General features: G+C 73.1%; 12 protein-coding genes. 7 read left to right on the top strand and 5 right to left on the bottom strand.

Annotation, left to right across the window (positions count from 1 at the left end):
* Window positions 1-275: 275 nt before the first annotated feature.
* Window positions 276-1,496: an ROK family transcriptional regulator gene (locus tag BLW82_RS29200; protein ID WP_177233104.1), complete on the bottom strand. Its 1,221-nt coding sequence runs from the start codon at window positions 1,494-1,496 to the stop codon at window positions 276-278.
* A gap of 120 nt (window positions 1,497-1,616) precedes the next feature.
* Here BLW82_RS29200 and BLW82_RS29195 point away from each other — a divergent pair, with 120 nt between their 5' ends.
* From BLW82_RS29195 to BLW82_RS29185, 3 genes are all read left to right on the top strand, one after another.
* The gene (locus tag BLW82_RS29195) at window positions 1,617-3,089 is read left to right on the top strand and encodes an MGH1-like glycoside hydrolase domain-containing protein (RefSeq protein WP_256215999.1); all 1,473 of its coding nucleotides are present in this window, start codon (window positions 1,617-1,619) and stop codon (window positions 3,087-3,089) included.
* Between the two features lie 64 nt (window positions 3,090-3,153).
* On the top strand, window positions 3,154-5,091 hold the full coding sequence (locus tag BLW82_RS29190; protein WP_093503271.1) for an amylo-alpha-1,6-glucosidase: 1,938 nt from the start codon (window positions 3,154-3,156) through the stop codon (window positions 5,089-5,091).
* A 369-nt stretch (window positions 5,092-5,460) separates the two neighbouring features.
* On the top strand, window positions 5,461-7,572 hold the full coding sequence (locus BLW82_RS29185) for a sulfatase-like hydrolase/transferase (protein WP_256216239.1): 2,112 nt from the start codon (window positions 5,461-5,463) through the stop codon (window positions 7,570-7,572).
* Window positions 7,573-7,676: 104 nt separating this feature from the next.
* On the opposite strand, the gene dusB is transcribed toward BLW82_RS29185, so the two are convergent.
* Complete coding sequence (gene dusB, locus BLW82_RS29180) at window positions 7,677-8,819, bottom strand: tRNA dihydrouridine synthase DusB (protein WP_093503269.1); 1,143 nt, start codon at window positions 8,817-8,819, stop codon at window positions 7,677-7,679.
* 132 nt (window positions 8,820-8,951) lie between these two features.
* Here dusB and BLW82_RS29175 point away from each other — a divergent pair, with 132 nt between their 5' ends.
* A complete protein-coding gene (locus BLW82_RS29175) occupies window positions 8,952-10,403 on the top strand; it encodes an MFS transporter (protein WP_093503267.1) in 1,452 nt (483 codons plus the stop codon).
* A 13-nt stretch (window positions 10,404-10,416) separates the two neighbouring features.
* Here the strand turns inward: BLW82_RS29175 and BLW82_RS29170 are convergent, their stop codons facing one another.
* Together BLW82_RS29170 and BLW82_RS29165 are read right to left on the bottom strand one after the other, a co-directional pair.
* Complete coding sequence (locus BLW82_RS29170; protein WP_093503265.1) at window positions 10,417-10,761, bottom strand: SCO4225 family membrane protein; 345 nt, start codon at window positions 10,759-10,761, stop codon at window positions 10,417-10,419.
* A gap of 150 nt (window positions 10,762-10,911) precedes the next feature.
* Window positions 10,912-11,826: a helix-turn-helix transcriptional regulator gene (locus BLW82_RS29165; RefSeq protein ID WP_093503263.1), complete on the bottom strand. Its 915-nt coding sequence runs from the start codon at window positions 11,824-11,826 to the stop codon at window positions 10,912-10,914.
* A gap of 101 nt (window positions 11,827-11,927) precedes the next feature.
* Between BLW82_RS29165 and BLW82_RS29160 the strand changes: the two genes are divergently transcribed.
* Window positions 11,928-13,355: an MFS transporter gene (locus BLW82_RS29160; protein WP_093503261.1), complete on the top strand. Its 1,428-nt coding sequence runs from the start codon at window positions 11,928-11,930 to the stop codon at window positions 13,353-13,355.
* Window positions 13,356-13,482: 127 nt separating this feature from the next.
* On the opposite strand, the gene BLW82_RS29155 is transcribed toward BLW82_RS29160, so the two are convergent.
* Window positions 13,483-15,729: an ATP-binding SpoIIE family protein phosphatase gene (locus tag BLW82_RS29155; RefSeq protein WP_371131430.1), complete on the bottom strand. Its 2,247-nt coding sequence runs from the start codon at window positions 15,727-15,729 to the stop codon at window positions 13,483-13,485.
* Between the two features lie 330 nt (window positions 15,730-16,059).
* On the opposite strand from BLW82_RS29155, the gene BLW82_RS29150 reads away from it, so the two are divergent.
* Together BLW82_RS29150 and BLW82_RS29145 are read left to right on the top strand one after the other, a co-directional pair.
* The gene (locus tag BLW82_RS29150) at window positions 16,060-16,278 is read left to right on the top strand and encodes a hypothetical protein (RefSeq protein WP_093503259.1); all 219 of its coding nucleotides are present in this window, start codon (window positions 16,060-16,062) and stop codon (window positions 16,276-16,278) included.
* A gap of 93 nt (window positions 16,279-16,371) precedes the next feature.
* Window positions 16,372-17,520, top strand: a complete 1,149-nt coding sequence (locus BLW82_RS29145; RefSeq protein ID WP_093503257.1) for a serine hydrolase domain-containing protein — start codon at window positions 16,372-16,374, stop codon at window positions 17,518-17,520.
* The last annotated feature ends 151 nt before the right edge of the window (window positions 17,521-17,671 follow it).

Raw genomic sequence — 17,671 nt, 5'->3', positions numbered from 1 at the left:
GGAGACCGGATCGTGTTTTCACTTCTTGAACACAAGATCGCTCAGCACCGCACCTTTCCGCTCACTTGAGCGGTCTCACTGCACACCTGATTTCGATCGATGAACGATCAAAGGGTGGCACCCAGTGCCACCCCTTGGAGAAGTGCAGTCGCCCATGATCCGCTCATCTGAGCGCAACCCTTATCAAGGGTGGCGAGAATCACGCTGCCACAGACCGCCGGAGTTCACCATGCGGACGCGGGGGCGGACACCAGAACCCGCCGGAAACGCGCCGGTCACACGCCCAGCGCCAGCAACCGCTCCTCGACCCGCTCCGGCGCGTACAGGTGCTCCACGACCAGCGCCCCGGCTCCGACCAGCCCGGCCCGCTCCCCCAGCCGCGACGTCACGACGTCCAGATGAGCGGTGGAGCGGGGCAGCGCCCGCTGGTAGAGCAGCTCGCGCACGCCGGTGAGGAACGGCGTGCCCGCCAGGTCGCCCGCGATCATCAGGACGCCCGGGTTGAGCAGGGTCACGACCGTCGCCAGCACGTCCCCGACCAGACGGCCGGCCTCCCGGGCCAGCGCTGCCGCCTCGGGATGGCCCGAGGCGAGTAGGTCGCGCACGTCCGAGCCGGAGGCGGCCGGGACGCCCGCCTCCGCCAGCCGCCGGGCCACGGCACCACCGCTGGCGACCGCCGCGAGGCAGCCGCGGGAACCGCACCGGCACTGCGCCTCCGCGCCCACCCGGATGTGGCCGATGTCCCCGGCGCCGCCGTCGACGCCGCGGTAGATCGAGCCGTCCACCACGACCCCGGCGCCGATACCGGTCGAGACCTTGACCAGGACGAACGCCGAGCAGTCGGGGTGCCCGGTGCGCTGCTCCCCGTACGCCATCAGGTTGGCGTCGTTGTCGACCAGGACCGGGACGGCCGGCGCGCCGGTGTGCTCCGAGAACGCCCTGGCCAGGCGGCCTCGTATGTCGTAGCCGTCCCAGCCGGGCATGATCGGCGGCTGGACGACCCGGCCGGTGTCGGTGTCGACCGGGCCCGGCACCGCGAGGCCGATCCCGCACACCTCCGTCGCGCGGTGGCCGGCCTTCTCCAGCAACTCGGCGAACCAGCGGCCGAGTTCGCCGAGCACGGCCTCCGGGCCGTCCTGGATGACCAGGGTGCCGGAGTGCTCGGCGAGGAGCTCGCCGGTGAGCGTGAGCACGGCGGCGCGGGCGTGCCGGGTGTCCAGGTCGGCGGCGAGGACGACCGCGTGGGAGTCGTCGAACTCGAGGGTGATGGAGGGGCGACCACCCAGCGGGGAGTCGACCGGGCCGCCGGCGCCCTCGCGCAGCCAGCCCGCGCGGAACAGGCGGTCCAGGCGGTGGCCGACGGTCGCTCGGGAGAGGCCGGTGGCCTGCTGGAGGGCCCCGCGCGTCACGGCCCGCCCGTTGCGCACCAGTTCGAGCAGATCTCCGGCGCTCGCCTGTCCGCCGCCCTTGCCGGTCCTGCCGGGACGTCCGGTCATGCGCACCCCCTTGTGTTTCTCAAGCTTGCATTACATATTGAGTTTTGCGTGTTAAATAGACGTAACCCTACGGTAGCCACTGCCAAACCCGGTCGGCCGGACGTCTTCGGGGAGTCCCGAGTGGATCGCACTGCCCAGCTCACCACCCATGCGCTCGACCGCGGCATTGCATACGATCCGCCGCCCGCCCGCGCCGCCACCGGCGCAGGCGCACGACGGTCGCTGCACGTCAGAGCCGCACAGGTGCTCGACGGGAACTGGACCGGGAGTTCGACCGTGCCCTCCCGGAACCTGTATCCGCACCAGTGGTCGTGGGACTCGGCGTTCATCGCGATCGGCCTCAGGCACCTCTCGCCGCTGCGCGCGCAGACGGAGCTGCAGACGCTGCTGGCCGCCCAGTGGGGCGACGGGCGGATCCCGCACATCGTGTTCAACCCCTCCGTGCCCCTCGACGCGTACTTCCCGAGCCCCGACTTCTGGCGCTCCTCGACCGCGGGGCGCGCTGCGGGCGCCCCGCGCACCGTACAGACCTCCGGGATCGTGCAGCCACCGGTGCACGCGCTGGCGGCCTGGCTGGTGCACCTCGCCGACCCGGGCCTGTCGCGGGCACGGGGCTTCCTGGCCGGCGTCTACCCGCGGCTCGCCGCCTGGCACCGCTATCTGCTGCACCGGCGCGACCTGGGCGGCGCCGGGCTGGCGTCCGTCGTGCACCCCTGGGAACAGGGTATGGACAACAGCCCCTGCTGGGACGCCCCGCTCGCCCGGGTCGTCCCGGCCCCGGCGCGCTCCTTCCGGCGCGCCGACCTGGACCACGGCGCGGCCGAGGACCGGCCCACGGACCTGGACTACGGGCGGTACGTACGGCTGGCGGCCGACTACCGCGACGCCGGATACACCGACCGGACCAGGGACTTCGCCGTCGAGGACCCCGCCTTCAACGCACTGCTCATCGCCTCCGAGCACGCCCTCGCACGGATCGCGCGGGAGCTGGGCGCGCCCGGCACGGCCCGGCACGCGCGGGCGGAGAGGCTGACGGCCGCGCTGGTGGACCGGCTGTGGGACCCGGAGAAGGAGATCTTCCTCTGCCGCGACCTGCGGGGCGGCACGGACGGCGGGGCCGACGGGGGCGGCTCGCTCATCCCGGAGCGCGGGGTCTCCGGGCTGGTCCCGCTGCTCCTGCCCGGCCTGCCCCGGGAGATCGCCGCCGCGCTCGTGCGCACCCTGGACGGCCCGCACTTCGGCACCGGGTCCGGCCTGGTGCCCAGCTACGACCTGCTCGGCGAGGCTTTCGACCCGCACCGCTACTGGCGCGGGCCCGCCTGGTTCAACACCGGCTGGCTGCTGGAGCGGGGGCTGCGCGAGCACGGCGAGCGGGAGCGGGCGGACGCCCTCGCCGAGGCGGTGGTACGGACGGCCGACACGAGCGCGTTCGCCGAGTACGTCGACCCGCACACCGGCGAGGCGTGCGGCGCCACCGGCTTCAGCTGGACCGCGGCGCTCGCCCTGGACCTGCACCGCCGGCAGCACACGGCGCCGCACACCACGTTGCGCGAAGAGCCACATACCGAACGTCAAAACCTGCACAAGAGCTGACAAAACGGGGTGTCCTCGCCGGACACCGCACGTTCGACCAGAGGGACGAAGGAGGGGACCGGGGATGACGGACCGGCATCATCTGCTCGTGCACGGCACGACGTTCGCGGCAGTGGACGACCGCGGCGACATCAGCGGCGTGCGGGGCGGCGGTTCCCCGGACGGGTTATTCGTACGGGACGCCCGGCACCTCAGCCGCTGGCAGCTGACGGTGGACGGGGCGCTGCCCGAGGTGCTCACCCCGGTCGCCGACGGGGACGGCACGCGCTGTGTCCTGGTCCCGCGCGGCGGCCGCCAGGAACCGCCCGCGCACACGCTCTTCCGGGAACAGGCCGTCGGCGACGGCTCGTTCGTCGAGTCCCTGCGGGTCACCAGCAACCGTCCGGTGCCGACCACGATCCGGCTCGCGATCACCGCCGACGCCGACTTCACCGACCAGTTCGAGCTCCGAGCGGACCACCGCACCTATGCCAAGTCCGGCGCCGTCCGCTCCCGCCACGTCCTCGACGACGGGCTGGAGTTCGGCTACCGCCGGGGCGAGTGGCGGTCGTCCACGTCGATCACCGCCGAGCCGTCCCCGGACGGCGTGGAGGAGACCGGCACCGGCGCCCGGCGGATGGTGTGGACGCTGCAGCTGGCACCGCACGGCACCACCGAACTGCTCGTCCGGGTGATGGCGCGCCCGCACGGCGACAAACGGGCCCTGCGGGTGCCCCGCGACCCGGCCGCGCTGAACGAACAGCTCCTCGCGCTGGAGGGCGAGTTCGTGGAGGGCGTCGCCTTCCCGACCGGCTGGCCCGAGCTGGCGGCGGCCTGCGCCCGCGGCCTCTCCGACCTCGCCGCGCTCCAGGTGCCGGCCACCGGACCGGACGGCGAGGAGCTCAGGGTCCCGGCGGCCGGGGCCCCCTGGTTCCTCACCCTGCTGGGCCGCGACGCCCTCCTCACCTCCCTCTTCGCCCTGCCCTACCGCCCCCGTCTGGCCGCCGCCACCCTGCCCGCCCTCGCCGCCACCCAGGCCACCGAGACCGGCGCGCACTCCGTGGCCCAGCCCGGGAAGATCGTCCACGAGGTGCGCCACGGCGAACTGGCCCACTTCGGGCAGGTGCCGTACGGGCGTTACTACGGCTCGGTCGACGCGACCCCGCTGTTCCTGATCCTGCTCGGCGCGTACGTCGAGCAGACCGGGGACGCCGAGATGGCCCGGCGGCTCGAACGCCACGCCCGGGCGGCCGTCGGGTGGATGCTCGACCACGGCGGGCTGACCTCGCGCGGCTACCTGGTCTACCGCGCGGACAAGGGCGGCCTCGCCAACCAGAACTGGAAGGACTCCCCCGGCGCGATCTGCTCCGCCGACGGCAGCCGGCCGATGGGGACCGTGATGGCGGCCGGGGCCCAGGGGTACGCCTACGACGCGCTGCGCCGGACGTCGTGGCTGGCGCGGACGGTGTGGGCCGACGAGACGTACGCGGCGCTCCTGGAGCAGGCCGCCGGTGATCTGCGGGACCGGTTCCAGCAGGACTTCTGGATGCGGGACGCCGCCTTCCCGGCGCTGGCGCTCGACGGGGAGGGCCGGCAGGTCGACGCGCTCGCCTCGGACGCCGGGCATCTGCTGTGGTCCGGGCTGCTGGACAAGGAGTACGGGGAGGTGGTCGGGCGGCGGCTGCTGGAGCCGGACTTCTTCTCGGGGTGGGGGGTGCGGACGCTGGCCGCGGGACAGGCGGCGTACCACCCGCTGTCGTACCACCGTGGGTCGGTGTGGCCGCACGACAACGCGCTGATCGCGCTGGGACTGGCCCGGTACGGGCTGCACGACGAGGCCCGGGCCGTGGCGCACGGGCTGGTGGACGCGGCGACGGCGGGCGGGCACCGGTTGCCGGAGGTGCTGGCCGGGTACGGGAGGGACTCGCATCCGGAGCCGGTGCCGTATCCGCACGCGTGCGTGCGGGAGTCCCGGTCGGCGGCGGCTCCGCTGGCGCTGCTCACCGCCGTGGGCGGGGCGTAGGGGGCTGGGGGCCGTCCGTCGGGTGCGGGTGCGTGGGGGCTGGTCGCGCAGTTCCTCCTCCAGCCTTCGGCCGGGGGGGACCCCCAGCGCCCCGTCCGGGGCGCCTGCAGGACGCTGTGTTTGCCCGGTGTTTGCCGAATGGCCTGAACACGGGCCTAATGAGGGCCGTACGGACATGTGGCGGGCTCGGCCTCCGAGCGTGGGCCCGCTTCCGTTTCACGGGTCTCGCACGGAAGGACCTCCGGGTTGTCTCAGCACACGAGCATTCGCCAGCCATCGGACACGCCGTCCGGGCCGTCCGAACGCGCAACCCCGCCGGAGGAATCCGAGGCCCCGAAGTCCGAGCCGGCGGCGGCCACGGCCGAGTCCGTGCCCGTCGCCGAGCCGGGCGACGCCGCGCCCGAGGCGACCGCCGAGACCGACAACGCGCCCGAAACGACCGCCGAGACCGACACCGAAGCCGAAGCCGGCACCAAACCGGAAGCCGTCGACGGAACCGAGCGAGAGCCGGAAGCCGCCGCAGCCGCCGACGGAACCGAGCCCGAGCCGGAAGTCGCCGAAGCCGCCGCCGGCCCCAAGACGGAAGCCGCCGCAGCCGCCGACCGAACCGAGCCCGAAGCCGCAGCCGCCGACGGAACCGAGGCCGAGCCGGAAGCCGCCGAAGCCGCCGCCGGCCCCAAGACCGAAGCCGCCGACCGAACCGAGGCCGCCGTCGACGCCGACGCCGGATCCGAGAGCGTCCCCGTCCCGGAAGACGGCCCTCGTCCCCGTCGGCGCGGGTGGGCCGCCTGGAGTGGGCGGGTCCGGGAGCGGCGGCAGACCTGGCGGGACGCGCATCCCACCGCTTCCTCCGCGCTGTCGATCGGCGTCAACGTGCTCTGCGCGGTGCTCGTGATCGCGGCGCTGGTGATGCCGAACTCCCTCGCCGGGCTCGGGCCGGCGAAGTTCCTGCGGATACCGTCCGAGGGGGTCGTCGCCGCCGCCGTCGCGCTGGTGCTGCCCCGACGGCCCCGCATCGTCATGGCCGTGGTGTTCGGTGTCGTGCTCGGTGCGCTGACCCTGGTCAACTTCATGGACATGGGGTTCTACGAATACCTCGGCCGGAACTTCAACCCCGTCCTGGACTGGAGCCTGCTCGGCGACGCCGAGGCGTACCTGGAGGACACGCTGGGGCGGACCGCCACCGTCGCCATCAGTGTCAGTGCCGTCGTCCTCCTGCTGCTGCTGTTCGTGCTGCTCGCCCTGGCGACGGTACGGCTGAGCAATCTGCTGGCCCGGCATCCGGGGCGGGCCACCCGGGGCACGCTGATCGCCGGCGTCGTCTGGATCACCTGCTCCTCCTTCGGCCTCCAGGGCTTGGGCGGGGTGCCGCTGGCCTCCGACCGCACCGCCGTCGCGCTGAAGGCCAGGTCGCAGCAGGTGCGGGACACCCTGCGCGACGAGGCGGAGTTCCGGAAGGTCGCCAAGGTGGACGCCTTCGGGAACACCCCGCCCGACCAGCTGCTGACCAGCCTGCGCGGCAAGGACGTCGTCTTCACGTTCATCGAGAGTTACGGCCGCAGCGCCATCGAGGACCCGATCGAGGCGCCCGGCGTCGACAACACCCTCGCCGTCCGGACCCAGGCCCTCGCGAAGGCCGGCTACCACGCGAAGAGCGGCTGGCTGACCTCGGCGACCTACGGCGGCAGCAGCTGGCTCGGGCACTCCACCACCATGTCGGGCCTGTGGGTCAGCAACCAGCAGCGCTACCGGACCGTGATGGCCAGCGACCACCTGAGCATCACCAAGGCGTTCCAGAAGACCGGTGACTTCGACACGGTCGGCGTGATGCCGGGTATCCAGAAGGGCTGGCCGGAGCAGAGCTACTACGGCCTCGACAAGGTCTACAACGCCTTCCAGCTCGGCTACCGGGGACCGAAGTTCAGCTGGTCGACGATGCCCGACCAGTACGCGCTCCAGCAGTTCCAGGACCGGGTGCACAGCAAGAAGCCGGCCGACGGCAAGTCCCGGATGTCGTTCCTGATCCTGACCTCCAGCCACCAGCCGTGGGCGCCGATCCCGAAGATGGTGCCGTGGGACCAGCTGGGCGACGGCTCGGTCTTCAACGCCATCCAGAAGGCCGGCAACAAGGCGTCCGACGTCATCGCCGACACCACCAAGTCCCGCCAGGAGTACGGCAAGTCGGTCCAGTACTCGGTGACCGCGCTCACCGAGTGGCTGGAGCGCTACGGCAACGACAACACGGTGCTGGTCTTCCTCGGCGACCACCAGCCGATCGCCCGTGTCAGCGGCAACCACGCCAGCCGTGACGTGCCGATCTCGATCGTCGCCAAGGACCCGAAGGTGCTGGACGCGGTCAACTCCTGGAACTGGACGGACGGTCTGCGGCCGGCGCACAACGCCCCGGTGTGGAAGATGAGCGCGTTCCGCGACAAGTTCCTGGCGGCGTACGGCTCCACGCCGGACCCGAAGTCCAACTGAGCGTGCGGTTCGCCCGGCGCGGGCCGGTGGGGGGCTGATCACGCAGTTCCTCCCCCGGCCTCCGGCCGGAGGGGGTACCCCCGGCGCCCCTACGGGCGCGGCGCTCAGCCTCCCGAAGTGTCCAGTTCCGCGTCCTCGCCGATGCCCGCGCAGTCGTAGGGGTCCTTCAGCCAGCCGTCCGGCAGCACCACGCGGTTGTTGCCGGACGTACGGCCGCGGGGGCCGTCGGCGCCGGAGGGCCAGGGCTGGTCGAGGTCCAGTTCGTCCAGGCCGGCGCGGAGGTCGGCCAGCGAGGACGTGATGGCGAGCTTCTTGCGCATCTCGCTGCCGACCGCGAAGCCCTTCAGGTACCAGGCGACGTGCTTACGGAAGTCGACGACGCCCTTGGACTCGTCGCCGAGCCACTCGCCCAGCAGGGTCGCGTGCCGGACCATGACGTCGGCGACCTCGCGGAGGGACGGCTCGCGGACGTCCTCCGGACGGCCCTCGAAGGCGGCGACGAGGTCCGCGAAGAGCCACGGCCGGCCCAGGCAGCCGCGGCCGACCACGACTCCGTCGCAGCCCGTCTCGCGGACCATCCTGAGCGCGTCCTGCGCCGACCAGATGTCGCCGTTGCCGAGCACGGGGATCTCCGGGACGTGCTCCTTCAGGCGGGCGATGGCCTCCCAGTCGGCGGTGCCGCCGTAGTGCTGGGCGGCGGTGCGGCCGTGCAGGGCGATGGAGGTGACGCCCTCCTCGACGGCGATCCGGCCGGCGTCGAGGTAGGTGATGTGGTCGTCGTCGATGCCCTTGCGCATCTTCATGGTGACGGGCAGGTCTCCGGCGCCGGCGACGGCCTCGCGGAGGATGGCGCGCAGCAGGTTCCGCTTGTAGGGGAGGGCCGACCCGCCGCCCTTCCTCGTCACCTTCGGGACCGGGCAGCCGAAGTTCAGGTCGATGTGGTCGGCCAGGCCCTCCTCCGCGATCATGCGGACGGCCTTGCCGACGGTGGCCGGGTCGACGCCGTACAGCTGGATGGACCGGGGCTTCTCGGTCTCGTCGAAGCGGATCAGCTGCATGGTCTTCTCGTTGCGCTCGACCAGCGCCCGGGTCGTGATCATCTCGCTGACGAACAGCCCCTTGCCGCCGCTGAACTCCCTGCACAGGGTGCGGAAGGGCGCGTTGGTGATGCCCGCCATGGGGGCGAGGACGACCGGCGGCCGGACGGTGTGCGGGCCGACCTGGAGGGGGGACGTGGACTCGGGCATTCCCCCATTGTCCCGTACGCCGGACGATGCTCGTCGGCCCCTGTGGACAACCGCCTCTTCGGCACTCCCGGTCACGATCATGTATCACTCATTAGTTAGACGCACTATCGACACGGGCGTACGATGGGAGCCATGCCCGAGCTCAGCCCCCGCCGCCGCATGCTCGTCCTCGCGATCTGCTGTATGAGCCTGCTGATCGTCAGTCTCGACACGACCGCGCTCAACGTCGGCCTGCCGTCCATGCAGCGCGAACTGCACGCCTCTACGGCGGGCCTGCAGTGGACGATCGACGCGTACACCCTGGTCCTCGCCTCGCTGCTGATGCTCGCCGGTTCCACGGGCGACCGGGTCGGCCGCAAGAAGGTCTTCATGACCGGCCTGGTCGTCTTCTCGATCGGCTCCCTGCTCTGCTCCCTCGCGCCGAACCTCGACTCGCTGATCGCGTTCCGCATGATCCAGGCGGTGGGCGGCTCGATGCTCAACCCGGTCGCGATGTCGATCATCACCAACACCTTCACCGACCCGCGCGAGCGGGCCCGGGCGATCGGCGTGTGGGGCGCGGTGGTCGGCATATCCATGGCCGCCGGGCCACTGGTCGGCGGCCTGCTCGTGGAGTCGGTCGGCTGGCGCGCGATCTTCTGGGTCAACCTCCCGGTGGGCCTGGCGGCCCTCCTGCTGACCCTGCGCTTCGTGCCGGCGTCCCGGGCCCCGAAGGCCCGCCGCCCCGACCCGGTCGGCCAGGTGCTGGTCATCGCCCTGTTCGGCTCGCTGACGTACGCGATCATCGAGGCGCCGACGGCGGGCACGGACACCGTCCTGCCCTTCGCCGCGGTGGCCATCGCCGCCCTGCTGGGCCTCCTCTGGTACGAGCCGCGCCGCGACGAGCCCCTGATCGACCTGCGGTTCTTCCGCTCGGCCCCGTTCAGCGGCGCGACCGTGATCGCGATCAGCGCGTTCGCGTCCCTCGGCGGCTTCCTGTTCCTGTCCACGCTGTACCTGCAGAACGTGCGCGGCCTGGACGCCCTGCACGCGGGCCTGTGGATGCTGCCGATGGCGGTCCCGATGTTCCTGTGCGCCCCGCTGGCCGGGCGCCTCGTCGGCAGCCGGGGCCCGCGGCTGCCGCTGGTGATCGCCGGCGTCGCGATGACCGCGAGCGCGGTCCTGTTCGCCGCGTTCGAGGCGGAGACCTCGGACACCACCCTCTTCCTCGGCTACGTCCTGTTCGGCGTCGGCTTCGGCTTCGTGAACGCCCCGATCACCAACACCGCGGTCTCCGGCATGCCGAGGACCCAGGCGGGCGTCGCGGCCGCGGTCGCCTCCACCAGCCGCCAGCTGGGCCAGACCCTGGGCGTCGCGGTGATCGGCGCGGTGCTGGCCTCCGGGATCGGCTCGTCGTCGTACGCCGGCACCTTCGTGGGCGCCGCCCGCCCCGGCTGGTGGATCCTGGCCGGCTGCGGTCTCGCGGTCCTGCTCCTGGGCGCCGTGACGAACGGCGGCTGGGCCCGCGCCACGGCGGAGCGGGCCGCGGAACGGCTGGCGGCACCGGAGATCGGCACGGTCGTGGGGAGCGCGGAGCGCGTCTAGCCGTCCCGCCGCGTCACGAACAGCTGATCTCCGAGCGCCGGTGCCGGGCCAGGACGGCCTGGCGCAGGGCGCCCAGGGCCAGGGACTGGAGCAGGGCCGAGACGACGACCGTGCCGACGAAGAACCAGTTCGGGGTGTCCGCGCGCCAGGCCGTCCGGCCGAGCGCGGCGAGCAGCGGGAAGACCGGGAACGTGACCAGGCGCGGCCAGAGCCAGGCGTAGTCGGAGCCGTGCTCGTCCGCGTGGGCGGAGTCGACGACGGCCTTGGCGATGACGACGGCGACCAGGACCAGGTAGGCCACCGACAGGCGATTGGTGAGCATCAGCCGGACAACGGTGCGGGCCGGGCCGGATTCCATCGTCTTCTCCCCCGTGGCCGGTCGTCGATACGTCGTTGCGTCGTCTCGCCGTCTCGCCGTTCCTCGTGTCCTCCTGCATGGTCGGGGGCGGACGGCGCCCCGGTCCTGAGTACGCGTACTCAGTTGTGCGAACTGATTCCCGCCACCCGGTCAGGAGTTCGGTGCCGGCGTGCCCGCCCGCGCGAGGTCGTGCAGCCGCTCCAGGCGCTCCCGGGTGTCCTGGTCGGCCGGGACGTAGGTGACCATCCGCGCCCCGGACGCCGGGTTCAGGAACAGGTCCGTGTGTTCCAGGGTGAGGTGGCCGACGTACGGGTTGAGGAACTGCTTGGTCCTGGAGCCCGGGTCCACCACCTCGTAGCGATCCCAGTTCTCGCGGAACTCCGCGGACTCCGCGGCCAGCCGCTTCACCAGCATCTTCCAGGCCGGCTCGGCGAGATGGCCGGCCATCGACGCGCGGAGTTTCGCTGCCATCAGGCGGCGGGTCTCCTCCAGGTGCACGATCGAGCGGCACCACTCGGGGTTGGTGTACACGAGGATCATGCAGTTGCGGTCCTCGGGCGGGACCGCGTCGAGGTCGCACAGCAGACGGGCGTAGGTGCGGTTGTAGGCGAGGATGTCGTAGCGGCTGTTCTGGACGGAGGCCGGCAGGGGTTCCAGGGCGCGGAGCATCTCCTGCAGGGCCGGGGTGACCCCCGTGCAGCTCGCGGCCGGGGTCGGGTCGACGGCCTCGGCCAGCTGGAAGAGGTGGGCGCGCTCGGTGGCGTCGAGCCGCAGGGTGCGGGCGAGGGCGTCCAGGACCTGGACGGAGACCTGGATGTCTCGCGCCTGTTCGAGCCAGGTGTACCAGGTGACGCCGACCGCGGAGAGCTGGGCGACCTCCTCCCGGCGCAGTCCGGGCGTGCGGCGGCGGGTGCCCCGCGGCAGGCCCACCTCCTCCGGGGTGATCCGCTCCCGGCGGTTGCGCAGGAACGCGGCCAGTTCGTGCCGCCGGATGTCCGCACCCCGGCCCTGGGCGGCAGGCGCCGTCTGCCGCGGGGCCGTCTTCTCCTGTGCCGTCGTCGTCATGGTTCCAGCCTGCCCCGCCGCCGATCCTGTTGCCAGGTACTTCTCCTACCAGGACAAGGAGACTCTGGTACCAGTCTGGAGCCGGCCGCAGGCTCGGGTGCATGACCGAAACCGTCACCACCGCGCCCGTACGGTCCCCGTCCGCACCACCGGCCCTCGCCGGCCCTGGGCTGTTCACCGTCCTGCTGGCCGCCGCGCTTCCGCTCATCGACTTCTTCATCGTCAACGTCGCCCTGCCCACCATCGGGGCCGACCTGCACGCGGGCGAGGCGGTCCTGGAACTCGTCGTCGCCGGGTACGGCGTCGCCTACGCGGTGCTGCTGGTGCTCGGCGGGCGGCTCGGAGACCTGTTCGGGCGCCGCCGGCTCTTCCTCGGCGGCATGGCCGCGTTCGGCCTGACCTCGCTGGCCTGCGGACTCGCGCCCAGCGCCTGGACGCTGGTGGCCGCCAGGGTCGCCCAGGGCGCCGCGTCCGCCGCGATGCTCCCGCAGGTCCTCGCCACCATCCAGGCCGCCACCCGCGGCGGCCGCCGGGCCCGTGCCATGAGCCTGTACGGCGCCACCGCCGGCCTCTCCATGGTGGCCGGGCAGATACTCGGCGGGGTGCTGGTCGCCGCCGACATCGCGGGGACGGGCTGGCGGTCCGTGTTCCTGGTCAACGTGCCGGTCGTGGTCGTCGGGCTGGTGCTCGGCGCCCGCTTCGTGCCCGAGACCAGGTCGCAGCGGCCCGAGCCGGTCGACGGGCCCGGGACCGTACTCCTCGCGCTCTCCCTCCTCGCCCTCCTCGCCCCGCTCACCGAGGGCCGCGCGGCGGGCTGGCCCCTGTGGACGTGGCTGTCGCTGGCCGCGTTCCCGGGCGTGGCCGCCGCCTTCTACGCGGTGGAGCGCCGCGCCGACCGGGCCGGCCGTACACCGCTGGTCCCGCCGAGCCTGTTCGAACTCGCCTCGCTGCGCCGGGGGCTGGTGCTGATGCTGCCGTTCTCGGTCGGATTCAGCGGGTTCATGTTCGTGATCGCCGTGGCGCTGCAGAGCGGGGAGCACCTGGGACCGGTCGCGGCCGGAATGTCGCTGGCCCCGATGGCGGTCGCCTTCCTGTTCGTCTCGCTCGCCGGACCGCGGCTGATCGCGCGGTACGGCAGCCGGGTGGTGACCGCCGGGTCGGTGATCCAGGTGGCCGGCATCGTCCTCATCGTGCTCGCCGCCCGGCGGGACTGGCCGCACCTCGACTTCACCGGGCTGCTGCCCGGGGTCGCCGTCGCCGGTGCCGGTCAGGCCCTGCAACTGCCCAACGTGCTGCGGCTGGTGATGTCGGAGGTGCCGCCGGCGCGGGCCGGGGTGGGCAGTGGCGTGATGGTCACCACCCAGCAGGCCGCACTCGCCCTCGGCGTGGCCACCCTGGGCACCCTGTTCCTGTCCCTGGTCCCGAACCAGGGCGTGCGGGACGCCCTCGTCATCACGCTGCTCGTCCAGCTGGCCCTCACGGTACTGACCGGCCTCCTCAGCCTGCGCCTGCCCCGCACGGTGGGCTGAGCGGCGCCCCGCCCCGCAAGGGACGCTGGGGGTACCCCCGGCCGAAGGCTGGGGGAGGAACTGCGCGCCCGGCCACGACGGCGCCGCAGCCGCAGGACGGCAGGTGGCGGGCACTCCGGCGAAGCCCTCAGCTCCCGCCCAGCTCGAACCACACGATCTTGCCGGTACCCAGCCGGGTGGTACCCCACCGCCGGGCCAGCCGGTGCACCAGATAGAGCCCGCGCCCGTGTTCGTCGGTCGCCTTCGCCTGGCGCAGCCTCGGCAGCTGCGGCACGTCGTCGCCCACCTCGCAGCGCAGCACGTCCGTCCGCAGCAGCCGCAGGCTGATCGGCCGGGAGGCGTGCCGTACGGCGTTGGTGACGATCTCGCTGACCAGCAGCTCGGCGGTGTCGCTGAGGTCCTCCAGACCCCAGCCGGCCAGGGCCTGCCGGGTGAGCCGGCGGGCCCGGCCGGGGGCGCCGACCTCCGGTTCCAGGGTCCAGTACGCCACGTCGCTGGGTGCGATGCCGTCGAAGCGGGCGGCGAGCAGCGCGATGTCGTCGTCCCGGTCGCCCGGGCCGAGCATGTCGAGCACCTCGTCGCACAGGGCTTCGAGGGGCGGCGGCCGGTCGGGCCCGGTCAGCTGGGCGGTGGCGGCCAGCTTCTCGCGCAGCTGCTCGATGCCGGTCCACACGTCGCGCAGCCGGGACTCGACCAGGCCGTCGGTGTAGAGGAGCAGGGTCGCCCCGGTGGGGGCGTCCAGCTCGACCGCCTCGAAGTCGATGCCGCCGACGCCGATCGGGGCGCCCGGCGGCACCGTGAGGACCTCCGCCTTGCCGCCCGGGTGCAGCAGGATCGGCGGCGGATGGCCGGCGTTGGCGACGGTGATGCGGTGCGAGACGGGGTCGTAGACGATGTACAGACAGGTGGCCATGCGGTCGGTGCCGAGCCGCTGGGCCTGTTCGTCGAGGTGGTGCAGGACCTCACTCGGGGGCAGGTCGAGGCCGGCCAGGGTCAGTGCGGTGGTGCGCAGCTGGCCCATGACCGCCGCCGAGGTCATGGAGTGGCCCATGACGTCGCCGACGACCAGCGCCACCCGGCTGCCCGGCAGCGGGATCGCGTCGTACCAGTCGCCGCCGACCCGTGCGGTCTCGGCAGCCGGCAGGTAGCGGGAGGCGAGCCGGACACCGGTGGGCCGGGGCAGCGTCTGCGGGAGCATGGCGCGCTGCAGCCGGTCGGCGATGAAGGCCTCCCTGCTGTACAGGACGGCCTTGTCGACGCCGAGCGCGGTGTGGGTGGCGAGCTGCGCGGCGACCAGCAGGTCGGCGGGCTCGAACGCCGGGCGCTCGGGCCGGCGCAGGAAGACGACGGCGCCGGTGACCCGGCGGCGGCCGCGCAGCGGGGCGAGGATCGCGTGCGAGCCGGCCCAGTCGTTCAGCGCGCTGTCCGCGCCGACGAGTTCGCCGAGCGCGTCGCGGGTCGGCCGGGTGTCGGCGAACACCGGCCGGACCCCGCGCAGCACCTCGGCGAGGGCGCCGCCGGGCACCACTTCGCTCCAGTCGGAGGCGTCCAGGTCGTCCTGCTCGTCGTCCACCGTCTCCACGGGCCAGACCAGCTCGGCGCCGGGGCCCTTGAGCCGGTCGGTGCGGCGCAGCCGCAGTACCGCGGGCCCGTTGGGGCGTTCGTCGCCGACCGGCAGCGGGTCGCGCAGGTAGACGAGGGCCGCGTCGGAGTACGTCGGTACGGCGGCCCGGCACAGGCCGAGCACGATCTCGTCGGTGTCGAAGCCACGGGCGATCCGCCGGGTGGCGGCGCCGACGTAGCGCAGGCGGTCCTCGTCCGGGGCCTTCGGCGCGATAGGCGGCGCGGCGGCGAGGGCGCCCTCGCGCACGCCGAGCGCGGTCTGCGCCGCCAGCGCGTCGGCCAGGGCGATGTCGTCGTCCACGAAGTCCTCCCGGTCCGGGCGCCGCAGGAACACCGCGACGCCCACCACGGCGTCGGGGGCGCGCAGCGGGGCGAGCAGGACCCGGTTGCCCTGCGGGAGCCGGGTTGCCGTGCCCAGGAGTTCACGGAGCGCGTCGTCCACGTCGTCCGGGCCGCGGCCGCGCGCCCTGCCGCAGCGCAGCAGCGCGGCGAGCGCGCCGTCGGGCGCCACCGGTCGCGACCGCGGGGGCGATCCGCCCATGGCGCCGCCGAGTTCGGCGGGCACCCCGTCCAACTCCAGGCGCTCCGGCTCCGACCCGTCCGGCGGGTGGTCGCCGAGGTAGACGAACATCCCGTCCGCCAGGTCCGGGACCGTCACCCGGTACAGCTCATGGACGGCCTGGGCCGCGCCCTCGGCGCGCGCGATCCGGCGGCCGGCAACGGCCAGGAAACGTTGAGGATCCGGCAGCATCGCCTCTCCGTGCCGGTGGCCGCTTCACAAGGTCGCTTTCATCTTGAGCCAGGGTCAATTCCCTGTCCAGGGTTTCCACCGGTACACCAAGTCCGGCTCTTGATCCGGAGGTTGGGACGGGAAGGTCCGCGAAGGCACCCCGCGGGCCGCCCTGACCTCCTGCTCGTCCCGTGCGGCCGGGTCTCCGGCGCCGTGTGAACTCCGGGGACATCCTCGACAAAACCCGGTGAAGAAATCCCCGTTGATGTTGGTCTTGCTGCACACTCCTTGCCGTCGGCGGCCGTCGACACGTGCCGGACAGCAGACCGGGCACCGACTCCGGAGGCGTCAATGTCGCAGATCGACGAGAGCAAGGTCAGCCGCTGGGACCAGCACGGCCGGGAACACGTGGTCCGGGTGCAGCGGACGGGGGTGCAGCGCACGATCGAATGCGCCACCTGCGGCTGGCAGAAGGGCGCGCAGTTCCTGCCCTGGCTGAAGGCGGAGGAGCATCTGGCCGAGGCCCACCAGGCCACCGTGGACCCCGCGGGCACCCAGCCCTCGCGATGACGTTCCGCGGGCGTGCGGGTCAGCCCCCGCGATGACTTTCCGCGGGCGCGGGAGTCGTATCGGGCGACACCGCGCCCACCGGAAGGACGACCGATGACCGTCTCCCCGCTACACGCCGCCCTGCGCCGCCACGTCGAGGCCGGCACCGTCCCGGGAGCCGTGGGACTCGTGGCCCGCGGCGACGACGTCGAGGTCGTGACCGTCGGGCACACCGACGTCGAGGGGTCCGCCCCGATGGCCCGGGACTCGGTGTTCCGCATCGCGTCGGTCACCAAGCCGATCACCGCCGCCGCGGTGCTGATGCTGGTGGACGAGGGCCGGATCGGGCTCGGCGACCCGGTGGCCGACTGGCTCCCGGAGCTGGCGAAGCCGATGGTGGTGCGTTCGCCCGCGAGCCCGGTCGACGACGTGGTGCCGGCGGCCCGGCAGATCACCGTCGAGGACCTGCTCAGCTTCCGCGCCGGCTGGGGCCTGCCCGACGACTTCTCCCTGCCCGCCGCGCAGGCCCTGTTCACGGTGCAGGACCACGGCATCCCGTTCCGGGACTGGCCGGACCCGGACACCTGGCTGGGCCTGCTCGCCCAGGTGCCGATGCTGCACCAGCCGGGCGAGGCCTGGCTGTACGGCACCGCGTCCGCCCTCCAGGGCATCCTGGTCGCCCGGGTGTCGGGCCGCACCCTGCCCGACTTCCTGGCGGAGCGGATCTTCGAGCCGCTGGGCATGCGGGACACGGCGTTCGAGGTGCCCGCGTCGAAACGGCACCGGTTCACCTCCGCCTACGCCCCGGCCGCGGACGGCACCCTGAGCCTGACGGACACCCCGGACGGCGCGTACAGCAGCCTGCCGCGCTTCCCCTCGGGCGGCGGCGGCCTCGTCTCCACGGCCGACGACTGGCTGGCCTTCGCCCGGCTGCTGCTGAACGCCGGCACCGCCCCGGACGGCCGCCGACTGCTGACCGCCACCTCGGTGAGCCGGATGACCACCAACCACCTGACGGCAGCCCAGCGCGAGCGCGCCGCCCTCTTCCTGGAGGGCCAGGGCTGGGGGTACGGCGGCTCGGTCGACGTCGCCCCGGCCGAGCCCTGGTCGGTGCCCGGCCGATACGGCTGGGTCGGCGGCACCGGCACCACCGCGCACCTCGTCCCGGCCACCGGCACGGTCACGGTCCTGTTGACACAGACGGCGATGACCGGTCCGACGACGACCTCCCTCATGCGGGACTTCTGGCGGGCCACCGCCTAGCTCACGCGTTACGCCGTTCGAGTGAGCCTCCGGGGAGGAATCACAAGGTCAGGACACCCGTTACCACCTGCTGTCTTTACCGAATCCGAGGGCGGTGCGCACCGCTTCCCAGGCCGCCCGGGTCGCCGCCCGGCGCGACCCGGCCAAGCCT

The sequence above is a fragment of the Streptomyces sp. Ag109_O5-10 genome, assembly GCF_900105755.1.
In the GTDB taxonomy this organism is placed as follows: Bacteria; Actinomycetota; Actinomycetes; order Streptomycetales; family Streptomycetaceae; genus Streptomyces.
Note: the sequence above shows the minus strand (reverse complement) of the source record. Positions and strands in the feature narration are given on the sequence as shown.

What these genes read in the sequence shown, in the direction of transcription:
- BLW82_RS29145 (WP_093503257.1), top strand. Translation starts at nt 16,372, where the DNA reads ATGACCGTCTCCCCGCTACACGCCGCCCTGCGCCGCCACGTCGAGGCC.
- BLW82_RS29165 (WP_093503263.1), bottom strand. Translation starts at nt 11,826, where the DNA reads ATGACGACGACGGCACAGGAGAAGACGGCCCCGCGGCAGACGGCGCCT.
- BLW82_RS29150 (WP_093503259.1), top strand. Translation starts at nt 16,060, where the DNA reads ATGTCGCAGATCGACGAGAGCAAGGTCAGCCGCTGGGACCAGCACGGC.
- BLW82_RS29190 (WP_093503271.1), top strand. Translation starts at nt 3,154, where the DNA reads ATGACGGACCGGCATCATCTGCTCGTGCACGGCACGACGTTCGCGGCA.
- BLW82_RS29155 (WP_371131430.1), bottom strand. Translation starts at nt 15,729, where the DNA reads ATGCTGCCGGATCCTCAACGTTTCCTGGCCGTTGCCGGCCGCCGGATC.
- BLW82_RS29175 (WP_093503267.1), top strand. Translation starts at nt 8,952, where the DNA reads ATGCCCGAGCTCAGCCCCCGCCGCCGCATGCTCGTCCTCGCGATCTGC.
- BLW82_RS29170 (WP_093503265.1), bottom strand. Translation starts at nt 10,761, where the DNA reads ATGGAATCCGGCCCGGCCCGCACCGTTGTCCGGCTGATGCTCACCAAT.
- dusB (WP_093503269.1), bottom strand. Translation starts at nt 8,819, where the DNA reads ATGCCCGAGTCCACGTCCCCCCTCCAGGTCGGCCCGCACACCGTCCGG.
- BLW82_RS29160 (WP_093503261.1), top strand. Translation starts at nt 11,928, where the DNA reads ATGACCGAAACCGTCACCACCGCGCCCGTACGGTCCCCGTCCGCACCA.
- BLW82_RS29200 (WP_177233104.1), bottom strand. Translation starts at nt 1,496, where the DNA reads ATGACCGGACGTCCCGGCAGGACCGGCAAGGGCGGCGGACAGGCGAGC.